This is a genomic window from Aquirufa nivalisilvae (assembly GCF_004307455.1).
Classification (GTDB): domain Bacteria; phylum Bacteroidota; class Bacteroidia; order Cytophagales; family Spirosomataceae; genus Aquirufa; species Aquirufa nivalisilvae.
Genome location: NZ_SEWX01000031.1, coordinates 1 through 318, shown reverse-complemented (window position 1 = coordinate 318; position 318 = coordinate 1). Strand labels below are relative to the sequence as shown.

Sequence of the window (318 nt, the reverse complement as noted above, 5' to 3'; positions counted from 1 at the left end):
GTGGCTTAAGTGGCACAAATAAACTAAATAGTGCATCAGACTTTGTGAGTGGAGTAGCGAACTTGAGTAGCTTAGGCTTGAAGTACACAGGAGCGGTAGGTTCAGGAACATTCACGTTTACCCCAGCGAGCGGAACAGCCGTAACAAGTGGAAGCATTACGATTAACCCAGGTTCAGCCAATAAGTTTGTGATCACAGGAAGTGGCACGCAGACAGCAGGCACGAGTCAAACGATTACGATCACAGCGAAAGATGCGAATGGTAACACAGTAAGCTCTTATAGTGGAAGTAAAGATTTAACATTCTCAGGAGCTACTA

Annotated in this window: 1 protein-coding gene; it reads left to right on the top strand. The window is 45.3% G+C overall.

All coding sequences use genetic code 11. From position 1 onward, the window contains the following. A partial coding sequence (locus EWU22_RS13395) for a hypothetical protein (protein ID WP_394364571.1) occupies positions 1 to 318 on the top strand: 318 nt, incomplete at both ends.